This window comes from Microbacterium sp. bgisy189 (assembly GCF_057707225.1).
This window is the reverse complement of sequence record NZ_JBYIPT010000008.1, coordinates 1-16,090: the sequence shown is the minus strand read 5'-3', so window position 1 is coordinate 16,090 and position 16,090 is coordinate 1. Positions and strand designations below refer to the sequence as shown.

Below are 16,090 nucleotides of genomic sequence, written 5' to 3'. Positions count from 1 at the left end.
CGGGGATGGCGCGCGTGAACACCGGCGATGTCGCAGCTGGCGTCCTGTCAGTCCTGGGCGACGATCTCGCCCGATCCGCGCGGGATCAGCCTGGTCGGCACGATCTCGCGTCCGGCGGGTGAGCGGTCGCCGGCCAGGCGCGCGAAGGCGCGTTCGACCGCTTTGCGACCGATCTGCTGCGGATCCTGGGCAACGACGGTGACGGCGGGATCGACGAGATCTGCCAGTGGCAGGTCGTCGAAGCCCACCAGCGCGATGGTGTGCTGCATCCGCGCGCGTTGCAGTGCGTGCAGTGCGCCCACCGTGATGAGGTTCTGTGCACTGAAGACCGCGGTCGGCGGGTTCGGGCCGGCCAACAGACCCGACAGTGCGCGCTCGGCGGCGTCGGCGTCGTGCAGTTCGGTCACGATCGTCGCCAGCGAGGTGGGGATGCCCGCCTGCCCGAGCGCGTCGAGGAATCCGGCGTGGCGGTCGCGGGCGGTCTGGATGTCCATGCGGTCCGCCAGCAGCGCGATGCGACGGTGCCCGTGGGCGATCAGGTGCGCCGTGGCCGCTGCGGCGCCGTCGCGGTTGTCGCTCACCACCGAATCGACATCGACGCCCGGGTCGCGGTCGATGTACACGACCGGCAGGCCGCGTTCGTTGACCGCGCCGAGGTAGGACTGGCGGCGACCGGCGGTGGTGAGGATGAGCCCGTCGACACGCCGCTGCAGAAAGGCGCGCACTGCGCCGTCCTCCCGATCGGGATCGTCATCGAGGCTCGAGGCGAACACGGCGACGCCCCGCGCGGATGCGACGTCTTCGACGGCGCGGTGGATGGCGCCCGAGAACGGGTTGTCCACGCTGCCGACGAGCAACCCCAGCGTGCGGGTCCGGCCGTCCGATCGACGAAGGCTTCCCGCCTGCAGGTCGACATGGTAATCCAGGGCGCGGACGGCGTCCCACACGCGCGCGGCGGTGGCAGCGGCGACGTTCGGTTCATCGTTGATGACACGCGACACCGTCTTGGTGCCCACGCCCGCGAGGGCGGCGACGTGGCGCATGGTGGCCCGGGGGCGACGGACTTCGGGATGCTGGGGCGCTGACATCGGTGTCAACTTCCTGTAACGACGGTCGGATTCTGTATTGACCATATCGGATCGATGGGCTAGAAAGTCCATTGACATCGTTGTCAAGGGACAGCGTTGGCCCGAGAGGAATTCAATGATGAACCACATGTACCGCCGTCGCAGCGTGGGAGCTGCGACCATCGCCCTGACCGCAGCCGCCGCATTCGCCCTGGCCGGTTGCTCGAGCAGCAGCAGCACACCGGGAGCCACCGGTGACACCGGAGACACCGAGCAGATCGGTGTCTCGCTCATCGTCAAAACCAACTCCAACCCCTTCTTCATCGCGATGCAGGAGGGCGCCCAGGAAGCCGCCGATGCGAACGGCGTGTCGTTGACCCTCGCCGCCGGACGTGAAGACGGCGACGAGGACACGCAGATCCAAGCCATTGAAGCCGCCATCTCCAAGGGCGACGCCGGCATCCTGATCACCCCGAACGGGCCCGCCGTGCTCGACGCGGTGCAGAAGGCGCGCGATGCAGGCCTCTACGTCATCGCCCTCGACACCGTGCCCGACCCGGCAGACGCCGTCGACATCACCTTCGCGACCGACAACTTCCTCGCCGGCCAGTACATCGGGCAGTGGACCGCCGCCGCTCTCGACGGCGAAGACGCGGTGATCGGTCTGATCGATCTGTTCGACGACAAGGCCGTCACCGTGGACTACAACCGCGATCAGGGCTTCCTCGACGGTATGGGCATCGACACCGGCGATGTCACCGTCAACGGTGACGAGGCCGAAACCGGCTCGTACAGCGGCGGCGACTACACGATCGTCGGCAACGAGGCGTCGCAGGGCGCCGAAGACGGTGGTCGCACCGCGATGGAGAACCTGCTCGCGAAGAACCCCGACATCAACGTGGTCTACACGATCAACGAGCCCGCGGCCTACGGCGCGTTCCAGGCGCTCGAAGCAGCGGGCAAGAGCGCCGACGACGTGCTGATCGTCTCGGTGGACGGCGGCTGCACCGGCGTATCGCAGGTCGCCGACGGCACCATCGACGCGACCAGCCAGCAGTACCCGGTCGCCATGGCAGAACTCGGTGTCGAAGCGATCGTCGAACTGGTCGAGAGCGGCACCGCACCCGAGACCAGCGAAGGACTCGACTTCTTCAACACCGGCGTCGCACTGGTCACTGACCAGCCGGCAGACGGCGTCGACTCGATTGACACCACCGAGGCCGCCGGCATCTGCTGGGGCGGCGAGTAAGCACCGAACGGATGCCGCGGCCGCAGCGCCGGCCGCGGCATCCACCCGCTCCGATCGGAAGTGACACAGTGACCCAGTCAGCCCCACCGACCTCGACCCTCGACCTGGCGGCCGAGTTCCTCGACCGGCGCACGCCGCTCGACCGCGTACGCGGACTGCTGCACCGGTACCCCGCGATCAGCCCCGCCGTGGTGCTGATCGTCGCGGTCATCGTGTTCGGCACCATCAATCCGCGCTTCTTCGCCGCCGCCAACCTGTCGCTCGTGCTCGACCAGGTTTCGGTCGTCGGCACCGTGGCGATCGCGCAGACCCTCATCATCCTCACCGCGGGCATCGATCTGTCGGTGGGTGCCGCCATGATCCTCGCCTCGATGGTGATGGCGCAGACCGCGTTCCACAACGGCTTTCCCGCCGCGATCGCACTGCTGGCGGGTCTAGTCGCCGCCCTCGCCGCCGGTGCACTCAACGGGTTCTTGGTGACCCGCGTGAAACTGCCACCGTTCATCGCGACCCTCGGCACCTTCAACGTGTTCGTCGCGCTCACGCTGCTCTACAGCGGCGGACAGACCGTCCGGCGGGCCGAGATGCCCGAGCTACTCACCTGGACGGCCACCCCGCTGCCCATCGGCGACGTCCGGCTGACGGTCGGCGTGCTCATCATGCTCGCGCTGTACGGGCTGGTCGCCTACGTGCTCGGACGCACCGCGTGGGGCCGGCACGTGTACGCGGTCGGCGACGACGCCGAGGCGGCGCGACTGGCGGGCATCTCGACCAGCCGCGTGCTGATGAGCGTCTACGTCGCCGCCGGCGCCGTGCTGGCAGTGGCGGCGTGGATCCAGATCGGTCGATCGGGTGCAGCCAGCCCCAATGCCGGTGCCGACCTGAACCTCGACTCGATCACCGCGGTCGTCATCGGCGGCACATCCCTGTTCGGCGGCCGGGGAGTGATCTGGGGCACCCTGCTGGGCGCCGTGATCGTCGGCGTGTTCCGCAACGGACTGTTCCTCGCCGGCGTCGACGGGCTCTACCAGACCCTCGCCATCGGCATCCTCGTCATCGTCGCGGTCGCCGTCGACCAGTGGATCAGAAAGGTACGCAAATGAGCCTCATCCAAGACGCCGCACCCGTCACGCCGCCCGCACACGGAGTGCCCGTGCTCGAAGCCAAGCGGCTGGTGAAGACCTTCGGGCGCGTGGTCGGCCTCGACGGGGTCAGCCTGCAACTGCACCCCGGCGAAGTGCTCGCTGTGATCGGCGACAACGGCGCCGGCAAGTCCACCCTCATCAAGTGCCTCACGGGCGCGTACATCCCCGACGAAGGGCAGTTGCTGCTCGACGGCAAGCCGGTGCACTTCAAGCGTCCCCAGGACGCGCGTGCCGCCGGCATCGAGACCGTCTACCAGAACCTCGCCGTCTCGCCTGCCCTCGATGTCGCCGCCAATCTGTTCCTCGGTCGGGAACGGCGAAAGCCAGGGTTCGCCGGATCGGTGCTGCGGCTGCTCGACACCTCTGGCATGCGGCGCGAGGCACGCGAGCAGGTGCACCGGCTGGGTATCTCGACTCTGCAGGACGTGACCGTGGCCGTCGAGAACCTCTCCGGCGGACAGCGCCAGGCGGTTGCTGTCGCGCGGGCGGCGGCGTTCGGATCGAAGGTCGTCATCCTCGATGAGCCGACCGCCGCGCTCGGCGTGCGCGAATCGAACCAGGTGCTCGAGCTGATCGTGCGTCTGCGTGAGCACGGCGTGCCCGTGATCCTCATCTCGCACAACATGCCGCACGTGTTCCAGGTCGCCGACCGCATCCACATCCAACGGCTCGGCAAGCGCGCGGCGACCATCACCCCGCAATCGCACTCGATGACCGACGCGGTCGCGATCATGACCGGTGCGGCGCAGGCATGAGCGAATCGGTCGTGTTGTACGCCGAATTCACCGCCACACCGGATGCCGGCGAACACGTCGATCGGTTGATCTCGGATTACGCTCAACTCGTGCGCGCGGAACCTGGCAACGAGGTGTTCGAGGTGTATCGACGCGAGGAGGCCCCGGACCGGTTCTTCGTCTTCGAGCGGTACCGTGACCGGGCGGCCTTCGAGGCGCACCTTGGCGCGGAATCCGGACGCGCGTTCAACGACGCGCTCGGTCCGCTGATCGTCGAATCGGGAAGCACGCTCAGCTTCCTGCGCGAAACGGCGCGGGTCTGATGGGCAGGCAGGCCGACGGCACCGGAGAGGTGGCGGAAGGTCTCGTCCACGCACGGGTGCTCGTCATCGGTGAAGCACTGGTCGACATCGTGCAGCGCGACGGGATCGGCGCGCAGGAGAGCCCGGGAGGGAGCAGCGCCAACGTCGCGCTGACGCTGGGAAGACTGGGCCGGCCCAGCATCCTGCTCACCGCGTTGGGCGACGACGAGCGCGGTGACCGCATCCGTGCCTGGCTCGATGCGTCGGGCGTGCGCGTGCTCGCCGGACCGTTGGAGCGGACCTCGACCGCGTCGGCCGTGCTATCCGCTGACGGGTCGGCCAGTTACGAATTCGATCTGCACTGGCGCCTCGACGCCGTCCACCCGCCGCGTGCCGGCATCGTGCACAGCGGGTCGTTGGCGGCGTTGCTCGAACCCGGTGCGAGCCAGGTCCGCGGGATCGTCACGGCGATGAGGCCCGAAGCGCTGGTCACCTACGACCCGAACATCCGCCCCGCGCTGCTGCCGGATCCCCAAGCGGCCCGCCAGGCAGTGCTCGCCGCCGTCGCCTCGGCCGACCTCGTCAAAGCGAGCGACGAAGACATGTCGTGGCTGCATCCCGGTGAGGACCCGGTCGAAGTAGCGCGCCGATGGCTCGCCACTGGACCTGCGGTGGTGGTCATCACCCGCGGTGCGCAGGGAGCCGTTGCCGTCTCGAGGTCGGGCGAGGTGCGTGTCGCGGCACCGACGACAGCCGTTGTCGACACCGTCGGTGCCGGCGACAGCTTCATGGGCGCACTGATCGACGGACTCATCGACACAGGTCTGGCCGACGCATCCGCGCGTGAGGCGCTGCACGGCGTGGATGGGGCGACGCTCGAGGCGCTGCTGCAGTTCGCGGTCGCCACGGCTGCGGTCACGGTGTCCCGTCCTGGGGCCGATCCACCGCGGCGCGCCGAGATCATGGCGCTGTGACCGTTCAGTCGTGACGCGGGCCGACCCTTGCCGGTTCCGCCATCGCCGGTTCGTCGCTCGACGGTGTGTCCGTGCCGGCGTCCGCAGCATCCTGCGCCCGCGCGGCAGCGACGGCAGCCGCGATCTGGGCTCGTACCTTCGCGGCGTTGCGCTTGCGTTGGCGGCGCATCAGGAGCGTCTGGCATCGGGTCGCCGCGGGGCCGCGGACGTCCGTGCGTCAGGCCGCGCGAGGAAACGCGCCGGCGAGGCGTGTGGCGACGGAATCCACGTCGACGTCGGTTTCGGTGGCTGTCGTGAGCCGCTTGACGAGCAACCTTGGCCACAGCACGTGAACGCCATTGACGATGAACGAACCCCCGATCAGCGGCCAGTCCGCGTCGATGAAGCAGAGCGCACCGGTCACCGGCACCGTCGGGTCGTTGACCGCGGTGGCGACGCGTTCGACCTGGGTCTGCACGCCGGCGACAAGCTTCGTCTTGTCGCGACCCGCGACGCGGAGCGACTCGACGCGCGGGCGGAAGATGCCGCCGTCGACCTGCAGGGCGGGTCGACCCTTGTAGCGCTTCGCATCGACGACCCACACCCCGCTGGGAGCGACGATGATGTGGTCGATGTTGGCTCGCGTTCCGGGAATGCGGCGGTCATGGAGCACCTGTGTGGTCTCGGGCAGGTCCTTCATTCGTGCGGCGAGCAGTTCCTCGCCGATCGCTCCCTGTTCCCAGGCGCGGGTGCTCTGCGGATCGTCGGAGAGCGCAAGGATCAGCCCGCCAAGCTTCGGGTGCTTGGTGCGGATGCGATCTTCGCGAGCCTGTTTGCGACGCTCGTACTCGCGTCGAGCCGATCCGCCTGCCACATCCGGCCTCGATTCGACAGGCTCCGCTGCACATTGCACGCAACGGACGGTCTTCGACGCTCGCTCGTACACCGCCTCCTGCTTCACCGCGAGCGCCAAGCCGCACAGCCGACAGATTCCCGCATAGCGCAGCCGCATGACCTTGTCGCCCTGTTCCAGCTCCGCGTCCACGGCCCGACCGTAGCAGCGGCCGAGACACTGACTGTGCCACCTGGCATCAGCGAGGTTCACTGTGCGGCGCCCGACGTGACGCCGACACCGGTCACGGCGTGGGGGCTCGCCCCTACTCGTCGGCCGGGTTCGGGACGACAATGGCGGCATGGCAGAGGAGATCACGGTGCTCCTCGCGGACGACCATCCCGTCGTGCGCGGGGGTCTGCGCGCGCTCTTCGACACCTTGGACGGCATTCGGGTGGTCGCGGAAGCAGCCGATGGCGCCGGGGCGATCCGTGAAGCATTGCTGAATCGTCCCGACGTGATCCTGCTCGACGTGCGGATGCCGGGGATGGGTGGGATCGATGCGGCACGACGGATCGCGATCGACGTGCCGGAGGCGGGCATCATCATGCTGACGATGGTCGACGACGACGTGCTGGTCACCGACGCCCTGCAAGCCGGCGCGCGCGGCTACCTGCTGAAGGGAGCCGAATCCGATGAGATCGAACGCGCCGTGCGCAGCGTCGCGGCAGGCGACGCCGTCTTCTCGTCGGCCATCGTGCCCGGGGTAGTGGGCCGGATGCGGGGTCCCGCCTCGACGCCCGCGATCGGCTCGCTGACGGCGAGAGAGCGACAACTCCTCGACCTCATCGCGCGCGGCCTCTCGAACACCGCGATCGCCGAGCGCATGGGCATCGCCCCGAAGACCGTCGGCAACCACATTTCGTCGGTTTTCCTCAAACTGCGGGTCGCGACACGTGCCGAGGCGATCGTCCTGGCACGCGACGCCGGGTTCGGCCGATGAAGCGCCGTCGGATCGGTCTCGCACTGGCCGCGTTCCTCGTCATCGCCAACCTCGCGCCGGCACTGGATATCCGACCCGACCCGGCGACGGGCGAGGTCGGATGGCTCCCGGTCACCGCTGCTGCCATCGGTCTCGTCCTCGCGGTCGCGACCGTTGTCCTTCTCGTCCCAGCGTGGCGTGGTCGCCAGTGGGCGGTGCGCGCCGTCGCGCTGATCCAGTTGCTGGGGATGCTGCAGGCGACCCCGATCTTCTTCGTCCCCGCCGAGGTCGTCCCTGCAGGCGCGGTCGTCTTCGCGGCACTGGGTGCACTTGCGAGTCTGGTCGCGATCACGCTGATGCTGTACGACTCGTCATCCGTGCTGCTTGCCTCGGCGGCAGTCGTCGTCACGGTGGCCATCTACGCGGGCCTCGTCGCCGCTGTGTCGGTGCTCTTGCCTGCCGCGGCGGAGCGCAGCATCCAGACCGCGAGCGCCATCGTCGTGGCGCTGCTGTTCGCGCCGATCCTGGCGCTCATGCGTCGCACCGTCGCGCGGTCGATCTACGGCGGGAGGGTCGATCCTGCCGGAACGGCCATCTCCGTCAATCAGCAGCGCGGGATCGGTGAGGGTGCGGTGCAGACGGCCGTCGAAGAGACCCGTCGAGCGTTGCGTCTGCCGCGGCTTGAACTCATGGAGGGCGGACGCACGCTCGCCGCCGCGGGTGCGCGGCATGCGACGGCCGCCCGCGAGACACTTCCCGTCGGGAACGAATCAGGCCTCGTGCTCGTCGTCACGTTGCGACCCGGCGAGACGCGCTTGCATCGCGACGATCGTGCTGCGCTCGAGCTCGTCGCCGCGCCGTTCGCGCTGCTGCTGCGCGAGTCGGCGTTGATCGCCGAGCTCCGTGTCGCTCGAGCTGATGCCGCACGTGCGCGAGAGGCCGAACGCGCCACCATTCACCGCGAACTGCACGACGGACTGGGCCCGCTGCTCACTGGCGCGTCGTACCGCCTGGACGCGGTACGCAACCAACTCGATGCGGCGCCGCAGGGGGTGGATGCCGACCTGGCCACCATCGGCGCGGACCTCCGTACCGCAATCGACGAGGTGCGTCGCGTCGTCTATGGACTGCGCCCGGCTGAGCTCGAGCAGGGGACGATCTGGTCGGCCGTCAGACGGCACGCGGGGGCTGTCGGCGCCGACCTGAGCCTTCCGGATCCGCCCCCGGCGCTGTCGCCGGCCGTCGAGCTCGCCACCTTCCGTATCGTGACCGAGGGGATCGCGAACATCGAGCGGCATGCGCCCGGTTCGCAGGTCACCTTGGCGATCGAGTGCGACGGAGACGCGATGCGCATCGGCTTGGGCAACGCCGGCGTGTTCGAGCCACCCTCGGCTGCCGGCGTGGGGACGACCTCCATGCGCGATCGCGCCGAGGAACTCGGTGGGCGCTTTCACGCCGGACCGGTGGCGCAGGGCTGGCTCGTGAGCGCCGAACTGCCCCTCCATTGAGACGGTCGCCCCGCGACACTGGGGGCGGACCCCCATACGTCTCCCGGCCAGGTGGGTGCTTCCCCTCATGATCGCATCGCGTCGCGCAGGGAGCATCGAGTGAGCGTCCGCTCCGGGCGTCGCCGCAACCACAGGGGGTTCACATCATGTCCGCTTCATCCATTCCATCCGCCGTCACCGAGACGAGGCCACGTCGTCTCGGCATGCTTCGCACGGGCCTCGTGATCGGGGCGATCTTCGGCCTGCTCGGCGTACTGCCGTCGCTCGACATGGGGTTCGACGGCTCTGGCTGGGACGTCGTGCTCATCGTCTTCGCGATCCTGTCCGTGCTGGTCGCGATCGCCGCCATCATCTGCGCCGTGGTGGGCTGGCACGGGCGGCGCGGCGCGGCCATCACCGCGTGCATCGTGCAGGTGATCTCGCTCATCCCGTCGCTGCCCGCCTTCTTCCTGCCGCACCACGAGACGACTGCGGAGGGCCCGGGCCCGACACTTGCGATCGTCGGCATCGTGCTCACCGCCGGCGTCATCGCGCTCATCCTGATCGGGTTGCGTCGAGCGCACGCACACCCGTGAGTGCGCCGGTCGATCATCGGTCGCCCGCGCGTCAGCCCTTCGGCAGCATCGTCAAGAGCATCTTCGACGGCTCGAGCGCGCGCACCGCGTGCGGCACACGCGCGTCGAGGTGCAGCATCCCGCCCGGTCGCAGTTCGACAGTCTCCTCGTCGGTCGAGAACTCGAGGTGTCCGGTGAGCCCCTGGACGAGGATCGGGCCCGGTGCGGAATGCTCGGTCAGTTCGGCACCCGCATCGAAGGCGAACACCAGCACTCTCGCGGCATCCCCCGACAGCGCGAGCTTCGACGCGCGCTTGCCCGCCTCGATTTCGACGACGTCCAGCAGGTTCTCGACGAAGGTGAGCGTCATGCCCCCATTCTCGTGTCGGCATCGTACCGAGACAAGGGCCGGGTCGGGTCGCGCGTTGACGATGTCGGACCCAGGCGGCAAACTGACCTGCACCGACGCGGGGAGGATGCCATGGCCGACACCGACCAGACGAGCGACGACACCGGCGCCACGAGACACGTCATCAAGCCGCTCACGCCCGAGACCTTTCCGGGCTGGCTCGCGCTCGCCGACAAGCACAACGGCGTGTGGGGCGGATGCTATTGCTCCTACTTCCACGGCGACACCGAGCACACCGCCAAGGCCGACTTCGACAACAACCGTGGCGCGTACAAGAAGCGTCTCGTCGAGGAGGGCGTCGCGCACGCGGCGCTCGTGTTCGACGGCGATCAGGCGATCGCGTGGTGCGAGTACGGCACCCCGGCAGAACTCCCCGGCATCTATCACCGCAAAGAGTACGACGCCGGTGAGCAGAACCCGGCGCCGTGGCGCATCACCTGCTTCTTCGTCGACCGCGACCACCGACGTTCCGGGGTCGCCCGTGAAGCACTCGACGGCGCACTCGACCTGATCGCGAAGGCCGGCGGCGGCGAAGTCGTCTCGTTTCCGAACGTTCCGGTCGAAGGCAAGAAGACCTCGGCATCCTTTCTGCACAACGGCACGCGCCGCATGTTCGAGAAGGCGGGCTTCACGTTCGAGCGCGACCTCGGCAAACGCAAGACGGTCATGCGGATCACCGTGCCTCCGGCCGCGTGATGGGTCGGCGCCCCGACCCGCTGACGTGCCCGACCTGCGGTGACCCGCTGCGGTTCGAAATCCTCGACGACGAACGGTTTCTCGTCGCGTGGTCGTGCGTCAACTGCGGGCTCATCCGCACGACCGAACCGGTGTGAGTCAGCCCTGCGCTGACGACCTGACGACTCTCGGCACGAGCCGTACGAACACGACCATCGCGACCAGTTCGACGAGCGTCTGGGTGACCACGACGAGCGGTGCGAGGTCGAACGCGGCCGGCAGCGCGAGCACGAGCGGCAGCACCACGAGCGAGTTGCGGGTCGCGCCGCTGAAGACGATCGCGCGACGCCCGGGCACGTCGATCCGCCCGATGCGACCGGCAGCCGCGCCGAGCGGCACCATGACCGCGGCGAACAGCACGTATACCGGAACCGCGAGCGCGAGCGACGGCAATTCGCCGGCGACCCCTGAGATCTGCGACGCCACGACGACGGTGAGGGTCAGCATCATGAGGGGCACCATCGCGCCGAGCACGGCATCCTGCACGCGCGCGCCCACCCGTGTCCGCGCCGCGAACTGGGTGAGTGCGGCGGCGAGCAGCGGCAGCACGATCAGCAGCACGAACGCCTCGACGAACGGCGCAAGGTCGACGGCCCCGACGAACTCGGCCCCGACGAACAGCCACAGGTACACGGGCAGCAGCAGCATCTGCGCGAGCATGAGCAGCGGCGCCGCGGCCAGCAGGCGGTCCTTCGCGCCACCGGCGAGGCCCGTGAACACGATCACGTAGTCGACGCACGGCGTGAGCAGTACGAACAGCACACCGATCAGCAGCGCCTGCTCGTGCGCGACGATGCGCGACAGCACCCACACTACGACCGGCACGACGACGAAGTTCAGCGCGAGCACCGTCGCGAGAAACCGCACGTCACGGATCGCTTGCCCGATCTTCGCGAACGGCACGCCGAGGAACGTCGCGTACAGCAGCACCCCCAGCACCGGGTTGATCGCCAGTTCGGCGGGGTGCGCGACCGCCGGGATGCCGAGACCGAGCGCCGCGCCCACCGCCAGCGCAAGAAGGTACAGCGCGACCTGATGCTTCTCCATCCAGTCGGCGCTCGCTCGCACGCTCCCCATCATGCCCGTACGCCACCGCTCCGCAGTCAGTTGCGCGGCATCCAGTGAGGATGGACCCGACGCAATTGACTGCGGAGCGGTGGGTGGTGCCCGGCGGTCAGACCGAGGCGGTCTCGCGCTCACGGTCGACGTCGTGCCCGGCGACGGTGACGGGCGCGGCGACGGTGGGGGTGGCTTCGCGGCGGCTGCGCTTCGGCTCACGGATGCGGCGCGGCGAGCTCGGGCGGCCGTACGTGTAGTAGAGCGGCAGGCCGACGAAGGCGAGGCCACCGACGAGGTTGCCGAGCACGGTGGGCAGCTCGTTCCAGATGAGGTAGTCCATGACCGTGAAGTCGCCGCCCAGCAGCAGGCCCGACGGGAACAGGAACATGTTCACGATCGAGTGCTCGAAGCCCATGAAGAAGAACAGCATGATCGGCATCCACATCGCGAAGATCTTGCCGATGACGCTCTTCGACACCATCGCCATGACCACGCCGGTCGCGACCATCCAGTTGCACAGCACGGCCCGCACGAACAGGGTCAGCATGCCGGCCGCCCCGTGCTCGGCGTAGCCGACGGTGCGGCCTTCGCCGATGTGGCCGATCGCCTCGCCGACTTCGTTCGGCGGTGTCGAGAATCCGTAGGTGACGACGATCGCCATGAGCACTGCGACGGTGAAAGCGCCGATGAAGTTGCCGAGGAATACGAGGCCCCAGTTGCGCAGGATGCCGCCGAGCGTCACGCCCGGCCGCTTGTCGAGCCACGCGAGCGGCGCCAGCACGAACACGCCGGTGAGCAGGTCGTAGCCGAGCAGGTACAGCATGATGAACCCGACCGGGAACAGCACGGCGCCGAGGATGGGGCTGCCGGTGGTCACCGAGACGGTGACGGCGAACGCGGCCGCGATGGTGAGCACGGCGCCGCCCATGATGGCGCGGATGATCGTGTCGCGGGTGGAGTACATCACCTTCGACGCGCCGGCGTCGATGACGTCGCGGACGAGTTCGGTGGGCTTGACGTAAGACATCGCAGATCTCCAGGGGACGGGGAGCAAGACGAGGGGTCGAGCGGTATGGTCACCGAACCTACGACCGCCCCGTTACCCCCGAAGTGCCCACGACGGCACAGTCGTGTTACCGCTTCCTCTCAACGGGGATGCCGGCCATGTGAGGGTGCCGTCAGCCGGCGGCGTCGTCGAACTCGCGCTGCAGGTACTTCGGAGCCTGCGCGCGCCACGCCTCGGTGACGAGTTCGGCGAGGTGATCCGGCTCGATGCCAGCCATACGGAACGCGACTTTCGGCTCGCCCCACGCGGTCGTCGCGGGCAGAAAGACGTCGGGCAGCATCTCGCGCAGCGCGAGGGCGTCGACCCGGTCGGCGATCTTCACACCGACGACGAGTTCAGTCGCGACGATCTCACGGACGTCGGCGGGAATGCTCGGCCACGGGTGGCACTCCCACGCGAACGGCTTGCGGCGCACGAACCACGCCACACCACCCGTCGTCGCGCGCTCCTCACTACCCGGAAGCCCGGCCGCGATCGCGCGCACATCATCGAGGGTCGCCACGGACCGAGCCTATGCGGCAGTCCCGACAGTGTCAGTCGTGCCGACCGCTGTGATCCGCGACATCCGGTTCGGCGCGAAGCTCGTCGGCGATCTCTTCCTCCGGTCGTGGCGCGATCGTCTCGTCGTCCTCGAGCTCGGGGATCGTCGTCTCGCCCGGGCGAGGCACGTGCGGCTCGACATGATGCTCGGTGTGCTCGGTCACGGCGGCTCCTCCGTTCGTGCCCCACAGCGTACGCCCGTCGCGGCGTGAACGCGTCGAGACGATCCGCCCGGGGCAGACACTTCCCGGTCATGAGGAGCAGACCCGAGTGCGCCGCTGTCGCTGCCGCCGCGATCTCGGTGAGCCTGCTGGTCGGCTGCGCGGGTAGCGAGAATCGAGCGGATGCCGGGCTCGTCCGTGCCGACGTCGCCGCGCGCACCGTCTCGACCGCCGACGCGGCAGCACTGCCAGATGTCGTCGCAGCGTCGCGCGAGGCGGGTATGGCACTGCTCTCCGCGGCCGCCGACGACGCGAACACCGTCGTCTCACCGTCGAGTCTGCAAGTCGCGCTGTCGATGCTCAGTGAGGGCGCACGCGGCGACTCCCTCGCGCAGCTCGAAACGGCCCTCGGTGCCAGCGGCGACGATCGCCGCGACGCGTTCGCCGCACTGCGCGGGGCGCTTGCGCCACTCGACGGAGATCCCAGGGATGCCACGGGCGACGACCTGCCGGACGAGCCGATCGTGCACCTGGCCGATCAGGTGGTCGTCGATGAGGGATTCGAGGTCAGCAACGACTACCTCGCGACGATCGCCGAGGTGTACGACGCCGGCATCCATCACATCGACCTCGACGGCGCCGCGGCGAAGGACGCACTCGACGCGTGGGCCGATCACCACACCGGTGGACTGATCCCCGAGAGCGCGATCTCGCCGAATCCCGACCTGCGCCTCGTGTTGCAGGACGCGATTCTGCTGGCGGCGCAGTGGCAGACCCCGTTCGGAACAGCGGCCACGTTTCCGCAGCCGTTCATGTTGCCCGGCGGCGACAGGGTCGACGTCGACATGATGCACAGCATCGAACCATTCGCCTACGTCGAAGTCGATGGCTGGCGTGCCGCCCGGCTGCCGTACAACGATGCGCTGCACGCCGACGTCGTGCTGCCGCCGACCGGCATCGATCCCGCCGCGGCCTCCGCCGACCTGCTCGCGGACCTCGACGCCGCACTCGACGTCGCGTCGCCGGAGCCGCTCGATCTCGCACTCCCCAAGGTCGACACCGCAGGCACGCTCGACCTCCTGCCGTCGCTGGCGGCACTCGGCGTCGCATCGATCGGCTGTACGGGCGACGCGGATTTGTCGGGCATCGGCGGGGTGCCTGGTGAGCTGTGCGTCGCCCAGGCATCGCAGCAGACCGTTCTGCGGATCGACGAGGAGGGGACCGTCGCCGCAGCGCTCACCGAGATCGGTGCGGAAGCGAGCGCCGCCCCCGCGGCGCCAGACCGGCAACTGCACCTCGACAGGCCGTTCCTGTTCCAGATCGCCCACACCGACACGGACTGGCTGCTGTTCGCCGCAGCCATCCGCGACCCGCGCAGCTGATCCACCGACTCCGCGAGACTTCACGAATGTCACGATTTCGTGCGTGAAGCGTGACATTCGTGAAGTCTCGCGCGGCAGACTGACCGCATGAAACTGTTGCTCACGTCGGGTGGGATCACGAACGACAGCATCCGCAACGCGCTCGAAAGAATGCTCGGCAAGCCGATCGGCGAGGCGAACGCCCTCTTCGTGCCGACCGCGCAGTGGGGGCAGCCGGCGTGCAGCCCCACGACCGCGTTCAACTCGACCGCCGACACGTGGCCGAGTCACACCTCGATGACGGGCCTCGGCTGGAAGTCGGTCGGCCTCCTCGAACTCACCGCACTCCCGAGCATCGGCGCAGAGCGCTGGCGGCCGTGGGTGCTCGCCGCCGACGTGCTGCTGGTCGACGGCGGCGAGGCGGTCTACCTCGCCGAATGGATGCGGCGGTCCGGCCTTGCCGCAGTCCTGCCCGAACTCGATGACACCGTGTGGGTCGGCGTGAGCGCCGGCAGCATGGTGATGACCCCCCGCATCGGGCCCGAGTTCGTCGACCGCGACCCCGACGGCGGCGACGAAACGCTCGGCCTCGTCGACTTCGCGATCTTTCCGCACCTCGACTACCCCGGCTGGGATGAGAACACCCTCGAATGCGCTCGCGAGTGGGCGGCGCGCATCGGCATCCCGTCGTATGCGATCGACGATCAGACCGCGATCAGCGTGGTCGACGGCGTCGTCGAAGTCATCTCCGAGGGGCACTGGGAGCAGTTTCCTGCAGCCTGACTGCAGGGCGACGGTGACGAGACCGACCGCGACGAGCGGCAGAGCGATGACCGCGGCGAACACGGTGCCGGAGATCACGGCATACCCGTGCGGGTCTGCGGCGCAGGTCGGCACCTCGAGCACCAAGCGTCGGGGAAGACTCGGTCGCCGGGTGTCACGTGTCCGATGGATACCACACGGAAAACGAGGCCATCCCCGGTGCGAACGCCGATGAACTCGAAGCCGCCCTCGCGACGACCCTGGGTGCCCACCCGCTCCCGCCGCAGCTCGCCCTCGAGGAAGGAGTCAGCGTCGACGACGATTTTGGCCGGTGCCTCGGGAGGTGCCTCGGGCGAGCTGTACAGCTGCCCACCGTCGCCGATCACGAGGTAGCGGAAGTCGATGCCGTGCTCGAGGATCTCTTCGTCCGCGTCGTCTGGGCGGGCCGGTCGAGCCAATACCGACTTGGCGATCGCGGCCGTGCTGCCGGCGATCGTGTCGTACGGCCAGCGCCGTCGCCGCGGGCAGGAGGCGATCGAGTCGCGGGACGACTGATGGGCGCCGGGTTCTTGGCGCTCGCGTTCACGCACGATCTTCCCCAGGCCGCGATGTGGTTCGCGATGTTCGCCGCGGTGCTCGGAGTCGGCAACGGCCTGTCCAGCGGCATCCTC

General features: G+C 68.8%; 20 protein-coding genes. 11 read left to right on the top strand and 9 right to left on the bottom strand.

Features of this window, described 5'->3' with window-relative positions; all coding sequences use genetic code 11:
- Positions 1-47: 47 nt before the first annotated feature.
- Positions 48-1,088 (bottom strand): LacI family DNA-binding transcriptional regulator, encoded by a 1,041-nt coding sequence (locus AC3ENX_RS10790; RefSeq protein WP_434811888.1) that lies wholly within the window; start codon positions 1,086-1,088, stop codon positions 48-50.
- Positions 1,089-1,206: 118 nt separating this feature from the next.
- Between AC3ENX_RS10790 and AC3ENX_RS10785 the strand changes: the two genes are divergently transcribed.
- The 5 genes from AC3ENX_RS10785 (at position 1,207) to AC3ENX_RS10765 (ending at position 5,471) form a co-directional block, all read left to right on the top strand.
- Positions 1,207-2,316 carry a substrate-binding domain-containing protein gene (locus AC3ENX_RS10785; RefSeq protein ID WP_434811887.1) on the top strand — a complete coding sequence of 370 codons (1,110 nt, stop codon included), beginning with the start codon at positions 1,207-1,209 and terminating at the stop codon, positions 2,314-2,316.
- A 68-nt stretch (positions 2,317-2,384) separates the two neighbouring features.
- A complete protein-coding gene (locus AC3ENX_RS10780; RefSeq protein ID WP_434811886.1) occupies positions 2,385-3,419 on the top strand; it encodes an ABC transporter permease in 1,035 nt (344 codons plus the stop codon).
- Positions 3,416-4,216: an ATP-binding cassette domain-containing protein gene (locus AC3ENX_RS10775; protein WP_434811885.1), complete on the top strand. Its 801-nt coding sequence runs from the start codon at positions 3,416-3,418 to the stop codon at positions 4,214-4,216. Before AC3ENX_RS10780 ends, AC3ENX_RS10775 begins: the two co-directional genes overlap by 4 nt.
- Positions 4,213-4,518: a putative quinol monooxygenase gene (locus AC3ENX_RS10770; protein WP_434811884.1), complete on the top strand. Its 306-nt coding sequence runs from the start codon at positions 4,213-4,215 to the stop codon at positions 4,516-4,518. The genes AC3ENX_RS10775 and AC3ENX_RS10770 overlap by 4 nt, the downstream gene beginning before the upstream one ends.
- Entirely contained in the window at positions 4,518-5,471 is a 954-nt protein-coding gene (locus AC3ENX_RS10765; RefSeq protein ID WP_434811883.1) for a carbohydrate kinase family protein, read from the top strand. The genes AC3ENX_RS10770 and AC3ENX_RS10765 overlap by 1 nt, the downstream gene beginning before the upstream one ends.
- Positions 5,472-5,475: 4 nt before the next feature.
- Here the strand turns inward: AC3ENX_RS10765 and AC3ENX_RS10760 are convergent, their stop codons facing one another.
- Positions 5,476-5,640, bottom strand: a complete 165-nt coding sequence (locus AC3ENX_RS10760) for a hypothetical protein (protein WP_434811882.1) — start codon at positions 5,638-5,640, stop codon at positions 5,476-5,478.
- 48 nt (positions 5,641-5,688) lie between these two features.
- Positions 5,689-6,495, bottom strand: coding sequence for a nuclease-related domain-containing protein (locus AC3ENX_RS10755; protein ID WP_434811881.1), 807 nt, complete (start codon positions 6,493-6,495; stop codon positions 5,689-5,691).
- 148 nt (positions 6,496-6,643) lie between these two features.
- Between AC3ENX_RS10755 and AC3ENX_RS10750 the strand changes: the two genes are divergently transcribed.
- The 3 genes from AC3ENX_RS10750 to AC3ENX_RS10740 all read left to right on the top strand — a co-directional run bounded on the left by AC3ENX_RS10750 (position 6,644) and on the right by AC3ENX_RS10740 (position 9,347).
- Positions 6,644-7,285: a response regulator gene (locus AC3ENX_RS10750; RefSeq protein WP_434811880.1), complete on the top strand. Its 642-nt coding sequence runs from the start codon at positions 6,644-6,646 to the stop codon at positions 7,283-7,285.
- Complete coding sequence (locus AC3ENX_RS10745; RefSeq protein ID WP_434811879.1) at positions 7,282-8,772, top strand: sensor histidine kinase; 1,491 nt, start codon at positions 7,282-7,284, stop codon at positions 8,770-8,772. The genes AC3ENX_RS10750 and AC3ENX_RS10745 overlap by 4 nt, the downstream gene beginning before the upstream one ends.
- 146 nt (positions 8,773-8,918) lie before the next feature.
- Positions 8,919-9,347 (top strand): hypothetical protein, encoded by a 429-nt coding sequence (locus AC3ENX_RS10740; protein ID WP_434811878.1) that lies wholly within the window; start codon positions 8,919-8,921, stop codon positions 9,345-9,347.
- Between the two features lie 31 nt (positions 9,348-9,378).
- Here the strand turns inward: AC3ENX_RS10740 and AC3ENX_RS10735 are convergent, their stop codons facing one another.
- Positions 9,379-9,696, bottom strand: coding sequence for a cupin domain-containing protein (locus tag AC3ENX_RS10735; protein WP_434811877.1), 318 nt, complete (start codon positions 9,694-9,696; stop codon positions 9,379-9,381).
- A 111-nt stretch (positions 9,697-9,807) separates the two neighbouring features.
- Here AC3ENX_RS10735 and AC3ENX_RS10730 point away from each other — a divergent pair, with 111 nt between their 5' ends.
- Positions 9,808-10,431, top strand: a complete 624-nt coding sequence (locus AC3ENX_RS10730; RefSeq protein WP_434811876.1) for a GNAT family N-acetyltransferase — start codon at positions 9,808-9,810, stop codon at positions 10,429-10,431.
- 138 nt (positions 10,432-10,569) lie between these two features.
- Here the strand turns inward: AC3ENX_RS10730 and AC3ENX_RS10725 are convergent, their stop codons facing one another.
- The 4 genes from AC3ENX_RS10725 to AC3ENX_RS10710 form a co-directional block, all read right to left on the bottom strand.
- On the bottom strand, positions 10,570-11,547 hold the full coding sequence (locus AC3ENX_RS10725; RefSeq protein ID WP_434812006.1) for an arsenic resistance protein: 978 nt from the start codon (positions 11,545-11,547) through the stop codon (positions 10,570-10,572).
- A gap of 97 nt (positions 11,548-11,644) precedes the next feature.
- Entirely contained in the window at positions 11,645-12,556 is a 912-nt protein-coding gene (locus AC3ENX_RS10720) for a formate/nitrite transporter family protein (protein ID WP_434811875.1), read from the bottom strand.
- Positions 12,557-12,707: 151 nt separating this feature from the next.
- Complete coding sequence (locus tag AC3ENX_RS10715; RefSeq protein WP_434811874.1) at positions 12,708-13,097, bottom strand: MmcQ/YjbR family DNA-binding protein; 390 nt, start codon at positions 13,095-13,097, stop codon at positions 12,708-12,710.
- A gap of 31 nt (positions 13,098-13,128) precedes the next feature.
- Complete coding sequence (locus AC3ENX_RS10710; protein ID WP_434811873.1) at positions 13,129-13,299, bottom strand: hypothetical protein; 171 nt, start codon at positions 13,297-13,299, stop codon at positions 13,129-13,131.
- Positions 13,300-13,388: 89 nt separating this feature from the next.
- Between AC3ENX_RS10710 and AC3ENX_RS10705 the strand changes: the two genes are divergently transcribed.
- Together AC3ENX_RS10705 and AC3ENX_RS10700 are read left to right on the top strand one after the other, a co-directional pair.
- Positions 13,389-14,678, top strand: a complete 1,290-nt coding sequence (locus AC3ENX_RS10705; protein ID WP_434811872.1) for a serpin family protein — start codon at positions 13,389-13,391, stop codon at positions 14,676-14,678.
- An 87-nt stretch (positions 14,679-14,765) separates the two neighbouring features.
- A complete protein-coding gene (locus AC3ENX_RS10700) occupies positions 14,766-15,440 on the top strand; it encodes a Type 1 glutamine amidotransferase-like domain-containing protein (RefSeq protein ID WP_434811871.1) in 675 nt (224 codons plus the stop codon).
- A gap of 74 nt (positions 15,441-15,514) precedes the next feature.
- Here the strand turns inward: AC3ENX_RS10700 and AC3ENX_RS10695 are convergent.
- Positions 15,515-16,090: hypothetical protein (locus AC3ENX_RS10695; protein ID WP_488184913.1), on the bottom strand; the 576-nt coding region annotated here is incomplete at its 5' end.

Bases quoted from the DNA above. Each gene is read 5' to 3' on its own strand.
- AC3ENX_RS10790 (WP_434811888.1), bottom strand. From the start codon at position 1,088: ATGTCAGCGCCCCAGCATCCCGAAGTCCGTCGCCCCCGGGCCACCATG.
- AC3ENX_RS10785 (WP_434811887.1), top strand. From the start codon at position 1,207: ATGAACCACATGTACCGCCGTCGCAGCGTGGGAGCTGCGACCATCGCC.
- AC3ENX_RS10775 (WP_434811885.1), top strand. From the start codon at position 3,416: ATGAGCCTCATCCAAGACGCCGCACCCGTCACGCCGCCCGCACACGGA.
- AC3ENX_RS10770 (WP_434811884.1), top strand. From the start codon at position 4,213: ATGAGCGAATCGGTCGTGTTGTACGCCGAATTCACCGCCACACCGGAT.
- AC3ENX_RS10765 (WP_434811883.1), top strand. From the start codon at position 4,518: ATGGGCAGGCAGGCCGACGGCACCGGAGAGGTGGCGGAAGGTCTCGTC.
- AC3ENX_RS10760 (WP_434811882.1), bottom strand. From the start codon at position 5,640: ATGCGCCGCCAACGCAAGCGCAACGCCGCGAAGGTACGAGCCCAGATC.
- AC3ENX_RS10750 (WP_434811880.1), top strand. From the start codon at position 6,644: ATGGCAGAGGAGATCACGGTGCTCCTCGCGGACGACCATCCCGTCGTG.
- AC3ENX_RS10745 (WP_434811879.1), top strand. From the start codon at position 7,282: ATGAAGCGCCGTCGGATCGGTCTCGCACTGGCCGCGTTCCTCGTCATC.
- AC3ENX_RS10740 (WP_434811878.1), top strand. From the start codon at position 8,919: ATGTCCGCTTCATCCATTCCATCCGCCGTCACCGAGACGAGGCCACGT.
- AC3ENX_RS10735 (WP_434811877.1), bottom strand. From the start codon at position 9,696: ATGACGCTCACCTTCGTCGAGAACCTGCTGGACGTCGTCGAAATCGAG.
- AC3ENX_RS10730 (WP_434811876.1), top strand. From the start codon at position 9,808: ATGGCCGACACCGACCAGACGAGCGACGACACCGGCGCCACGAGACAC.
- AC3ENX_RS10725 (WP_434812006.1), bottom strand. From the start codon at position 11,547: ATGGGGAGCGTGCGAGCGAGCGCCGACTGGATGGAGAAGCATCAGGTC.
- AC3ENX_RS10720 (WP_434811875.1), bottom strand. From the start codon at position 12,556: ATGTCTTACGTCAAGCCCACCGAACTCGTCCGCGACGTCATCGACGCC.
- AC3ENX_RS10705 (WP_434811872.1), top strand. From the start codon at position 13,389: ATGAGGAGCAGACCCGAGTGCGCCGCTGTCGCTGCCGCCGCGATCTCG.
- AC3ENX_RS10700 (WP_434811871.1), top strand. From the start codon at position 14,766: ATGAAACTGTTGCTCACGTCGGGTGGGATCACGAACGACAGCATCCGC.